The organism is uncultured Blautia sp. (genome assembly GCF_902497045.1).
In the GTDB taxonomy this organism is placed as follows: domain Bacteria; phylum Bacillota; class Clostridia; order Lachnospirales; family Lachnospiraceae; genus Blautia_A.
The window spans coordinates 1-5,507 of sequence record NZ_CABVDF010000195.1; the positions used below are offsets into that span (position 1 = coordinate 1).

Genomic DNA, 5,507 nt, shown 5'->3' on the forward strand with positions numbered 1-5,507 from the left:
TCTACCTCTGCCTGATAGGAATACATCTGCTTAATGTCTTAACTAAATGACATTGGTGTCGAAAGGCTCCTCCTTTTTGATCTATAAAAACAAAAAAGCCATTTCCTATAAGGAAATGACAGCTGTTTTTCTTTTTACGCGCGCCGCACCTCGGAATGCATCCACAGACGTTACCTTTACAGCCAACTCGGCCCAGGCACCCTCACGGCACACAAGAGCTTCTGCTTAGTGCTGCTGCATTCCTGCCCTGACACGGTTCACAGATTCCTGTTGCGTGAGACCCAGACGTCAGCGCCGCTTATAAAGGGCAGCTCTGCAAAATACAAGCCTCAGATTGGCATCACCCCTGCTGTAGCGGATTGCAGGTACAGGGCACCGCTAACTCCCCGGCTGCGCGGAATTTAAGTATAGACGATTTTTGCAGTCTTGTCAAGAGGGGCAAAAGTATTATATAATAGAGAAAAACTATTAAGCAAAGCGGGGTGCGTCATTATGATTAAAAGAATCGGATTGCTGACAAGCGGCGGCGACTGTCAGGCTTTGAACGCCACTATGCGTGGTGTGGTAAAGGCACTGTCCAATGCAGTGGATGACCTGGAGGTTTATGGTTTTGACGATGGTTATAAAGGCCTGATCTACGGGAAATACCGTATGCTGACTTCAAAAGATTTTTCAGGTATCCTGACACAGGGAGGAACAATCCTTGGAACTTCAAGACAGCCGTTTAAGCTGATGCGGGTTCTGGACGAAAAGGGACTTGATAAAGTAGAGGCTATGAAGCAGACTTATTATAAGCTCTGCCTGGACTGTCTGGTGATTCTGGGCGGTAACGGCACCCAGAAGACAGCGAATCTTTTAAGGGAAGAGGGACTGAATGTTATTCATCTGCCCAAAACGATTGATAATGATATTTTTGGTACAGATATGACTTTTGGTTTTCAGAGCGCTGTGGATATTGCCACCAATGCAATTGACTGCATCCATACTACAGCTACTTCACACGGCCGCGTGTTTATTGTAGAGATCATGGGACATAAAGTGGGAAGTCTTACTCTTCATGCAGGACTGGCAGGCGGAGCAGATATCATCCTGATCCCTGAGATTCCTTACGATATTAAGAAGGTTACAGAAGCGATCCAGAGAAGGAATAAAGCAGGCAAGAGGTTTACGATCCTTGCTGTTGCTGAAGGTGCGATATCCAAAGAGGATGCCAAGCTTCCAAAGAAAAAATATAAAGAAAAACTGGAAGCAAGAGCAAAGAAATATCCGTCTGTCTCCTACGAGATCGCTGATCAGATTTTCAAGGAGATAGGAAGCGAGGTTCGTGTTACAGTTCCGGGTCACATTCAGAGAGGCGGACAGCCATGCCCTTATGATCGTGTGCTTTCAACCAGAATCGGCGCAGGCGCTGCAGAAGCGATCCTTGACGAGGATTATGGTGTTATGATCGGTGTTGTTGACGGTAAGATCAAACGAGTTCCTCTGGCAGAATGTGCAGGAAAACTGAAGATGGTATCTCCGAAAGATCAGACAGTAAAAGCTGCCAAACAGATCGGCATCAGTTTTGGTGACTGATCCGGAAGGGGAAGCAATAATAAAAAATAACAACTGAGGGTGCTGCAGACGGAGCCGATCTGCTTTGCAGCATCCTTTTCGTTGCCATGAGAGGAGAAAAAGCTATGAGCTATACTGCCCTGTACAGAAAATTCAGGCCCGATAATTTTGACGATGTAAAAGGGCAGGACCATATTGTGACTACTTTGACAAATCAGATCAAGGCAGAGCGCATTGGTCATGCATATCTGTTCTGCGGCACCAGAGGAACCGGTAAGACAACAGTGGCAAAAATTCTTGCAAAGGCAGTCAACTGTCAGAATCCGGTAAACGGCAGTCCCTGCAACCAGTGTGAGATGTGCAGGGCAATACAGGCCGGCACATCTATGAATGTAATAGAAATCGATGCTGCCTCCAATAATGGTGTGGATAATATCCGTGAGATCCGGGAGGAAGTGACTTATCGTCCCACAGAAGGAAAATATAAAGTTTATATTATCGATGAGGTTCATATGCTTTCTACAGGAGCATTTAATGCTCTTTTAAAAACACTGGAGGAGCCGCCTTCCTATGTGATTTTTATCCTTGCGACTACAGAAGTCCACAAGATACCGATTACCATTTTGTCCAGGTGTCAGAGATATGATTTTCACAGGATTTCGATTGATACCATTGCTGCCCGTCTTACAGAACTGCTGAAAGCCGAAGGAGTGGAAGCAGAAGAAAAAGCGGTACGTTATGTGGCAAAGGCCGGAGACGGATCTATGCGAGATGCCTTGAGTCTTTTGGATCAGTGTATTGCCTTTTATCTGGGGCAGACGCTTACTTATGATAAGGTACTGGAGGTACTGGGGGCAGTAGATACAGAAGTTTTCAGCAGCCTTTTGAGACAGGTTCTTGCAGGAAATGTAACAGGTTCTATTCATATTCTGGAAGATCTGATCGTAGGAGGAAGGGAACTGGGACAGTTTGTGGCAGATTTTACCTGGTATATGAGAAATCTTCTTCTGGTAAAAACTTCCGAAAACCCGGAAGAGGCAATTGACGTTTCTTCTGAAAATCTAAAGCTTCTGAAAGAAGAAAGTGAAATGACAGATGTGGATACTCTGATGCGCTACATCCGCATTTTTTCTGAACTTTCCAGTCAGATCCGTTATGCTACTCAGAAAAGGATTTTAGTTGAAATTGCTTTGATCAAGCTTTGCCGCCCGGCTATGGAAACCAATATGGATTCTGTTCTGGACCGCCTTCGAGTATTGGAAAAGCGCATGGATGAAGCGCCTGCCCGGCAGGTGATCGTCCAGCAGGTGACACCGGCCGGAGACGGAGAAATGCCGGAGACGGCTCCTGAACCGAAAAAGGCTCAGAAAGCAGCCCCGGAAGACCTGCAGAAGATCGTTGCCGGCTGGAAAGTGATCGTGGGACAGACTACAGCAGCTTTTAAGCAGGCTCTTTTAAAATCCATTCCTAAATATAACGGCGAGACAGGGGAGCCTGTACTGTATGTGGAATTTCAGACGCCTCTGGGAAGAAACTATCCGGATGATTCGGATGCCTGCCGGGAACTGAAGCAGATCATAGAGAGACAGACCGGAAAAAGTGTGGAACTTCATATGCTGGTGGCAGAAGATCATCAGCAGACGAATCTTGTTAATATTACCGTAGACCAGGCTATCCGTGAAAATATCCATATGGATGTTGTGGTGGAAGAGGAACCGGAAGGAGAGTCCTGACTCCAAACATATTGACACAAAGGAAACAATAAAATATAGTAGAGTAGGTATAAAAGTAAAAATCAGGAGGAAGATAAATATGGCAAAGCGCGGAGGATTTCCAGGTATGGGAATGCCTGGGAATATGAATAATTTAATGAAACAGGCGCAGAAGATGCAGCGTCAGATGGAAGAAAACCAGAAGGAACTGGAAGAAAAGGAATTTACAGCTGCAGCAGGCGGCGGAGCCGTTGAAGTGACCATTTCCGGAAAGAGAGAGATCACTAAAGTAAAGCTTTCTGAAGAAGTTGTGGATCCGGACGATATTGAGATGCTGGAAGATCTGATCGTAGCGGCAACCAATGAAGCTCTGAGAAAAGTAGAAGAAGAGTCTTCTGCTGTGATGTCCAAGCTTGCAGGTGGTCTTGGCGGTCTTGGAGGAGGCTTTCCATTCTGATGGAATATTATAGTACTCACATCAATAAGCTGATCGAACAGCTTTCGCATCTCCCGGGAATCGGAGCAAAATCTGCCCAGAGACTTGCCTTTCATATTATGAATATGCCGAAGGACCAGGTGGAGCAGCTGACATCTTCGATTACCGGGGCAAGAGAAAAGGTCCGCTACTGTAAAAACTGCTGTACGCTGACAGATCAGGAACTTTGTCCTATTTGCAGCAATCCCCGACGGGATCCGTCAACCATTATGGTGGTGGAAAATACAAGGGACCTGGCTGCCTATGAAAAAACCGGCAAATATGAGGGGGTGTATCATGTGCTTCATGGTGCGATCTCTCCTATGCTGGGGATCGGGCCGGATGATATCCGGCTGAAAGAACTGATGCAGCGACTGCAGAAAGATGTAAAAGAAGTGATCATTGCCACCAATTCAAGTCTTGAAGGTGAGACAACAGCAATGTATATCAGTAAACTGATCAAGCCTACAGGAATCAAAGTCAGCCGGATCGCAAGCGGTGTTCCGGTAGGCGGAGACCTGGAGTATATTGATGAGGTGACACTGCTGCGTGCATTGGAGGGCAGAGTAGAACTGTGATTTTTAATGAGGCAGAGAAAAGAGGGAGAAGCCGGTGGCAAAGAAAAAAATAACTTCCTCTCAGGTTGCTGAAAGAGCCGGGGTTTCTCAGGCGACAGTGTCTATGATCCTGAACCGAAAGAGCAATGTTTCCTTTTCGGCTGAAACTGTGGAGCGTGTGGAACAGGCTGCCAGAGAGCTTGGCTATGAGCTGCCTCGAGGAAGGAACCGCAGAGATAATAAAAAAGAAAAACTGATCGTTGTATTTTGTCCGACTTTGACAAGTCCTTATTATGTTTTGCTGCTGCAGGGGATCGAGGCAGTTGCCAATGAAAAAGGGTATGGTGTTTTTATCTGCAACACCCAGAGAAATGCAGGACTTGAGGAAAAGTATCTCCGCATGATCCGTACCATACAGCCCCAGGGGATTATTTATACATGTAATCCCCACCCGGATTTCCAGAAAAAAGTGGAAGAGACTGCAAAAGAGATTCCTCTTGTGATCATCAGCAACAAAGAAAAGACGACTACTGTAGATGCTATCAATCAGGATAATACTATGGTGGGACGGCTGATGGCCCGTCATCTTCTGGATCTGGGACACAGAGATGTGGCGTTTATCACACCGCCTTTGACCAGGAGGCAGTGGCAGAGATCCCGGAGGATCGATGGGTTTGTGAAAGAGTTTGAACGGGACGGGCTGGAAGGTCATGTTCTGATCAAAGCCGCAGACGAATCTATTGACAGGCAGATTCCCCGGATGGATTCTGAATACACTATGGGATATCAGCTTACTTTGGAGCTTTTGAAAGAAGGAAGGCATTTTACAGCTATTGCAGGACAGAACGATATGATGGCAATAGGCGCAATTGATGCTCTGGAAAAATCCAGGATTCGGGTACCGAAGGACGTGTCGGTGATCGGATGTGACAATATTTTTTATTCCGGAATCAGAAGGCTGTCTCTTACGACCATTGATCATTTTGTTGCCTTAAAGGGAAGAGATGCCTGTGACATCATTATCCGCAAGATCACTACTAACGATCAGTTTTATACAGGCCCTCAGCCTACCAGCCTGTATAATATAGAATATACTCCTAAATTGATCGCCCGCAGGACAACTGCCTATGCCAGTACAAAAAATAAATATTCTGGTAAAAATTATTATTAATAATTTTATGTATAAGGATTTCCAGAAAGTTGAAAAAG

General features: G+C 45.7%; 5 protein-coding genes and 1 other RNA gene. 5 read left to right on the top strand and 1 reads right to left on the bottom strand.

Translation table 11 applies throughout. The annotated features are described in order from the left end of the window. Positions 1-136: 136 nt before the first annotated feature. Positions 137-398, bottom strand: an RNA gene (gene ffs, locus RDS42_RS11955) — signal recognition particle sRNA large type. Between the two features lie 94 nt (positions 399-492). Between ffs and RDS42_RS11960 the strand changes: the two genes are divergently transcribed. The 5 genes from RDS42_RS11960 (at position 493) to RDS42_RS11980 (ending at position 5,469) form a co-directional block, all read left to right on the top strand. Continuing rightward, positions 493-1,575, top strand: a complete 1,083-nt coding sequence (locus tag RDS42_RS11960; RefSeq protein WP_308783862.1) for an ATP-dependent 6-phosphofructokinase — start codon at positions 493-495, stop codon at positions 1,573-1,575. A 104-nt stretch (positions 1,576-1,679) separates the two neighbouring features. Next, complete coding sequence (dnaX, locus tag RDS42_RS11965; RefSeq protein ID WP_308783863.1) at positions 1,680-3,287, top strand: DNA polymerase III subunit gamma/tau; 1,608 nt, start codon at positions 1,680-1,682, stop codon at positions 3,285-3,287. Positions 3,288-3,366: 79 nt separating this feature from the next. Then, a complete protein-coding gene (locus RDS42_RS11970) occupies positions 3,367-3,723 on the top strand; it encodes a YbaB/EbfC family nucleoid-associated protein (RefSeq protein ID WP_308783864.1) in 357 nt (118 codons plus the stop codon). Further along, positions 3,723-4,319, top strand: coding sequence for a recombination mediator RecR (recR, locus tag RDS42_RS11975; protein WP_177276172.1), 597 nt, complete (start codon positions 3,723-3,725; stop codon positions 4,317-4,319). The genes RDS42_RS11970 and recR overlap by 1 nt, the downstream gene beginning before the upstream one ends. Positions 4,320-4,353: 34 nt before the next feature. Further along, positions 4,354-5,469: a LacI family DNA-binding transcriptional regulator gene (locus RDS42_RS11980; protein ID WP_331603381.1), complete on the top strand. Its 1,116-nt coding sequence runs from the start codon at positions 4,354-4,356 to the stop codon at positions 5,467-5,469. The last annotated feature ends 38 nt before the right edge of the window (positions 5,470-5,507 follow it).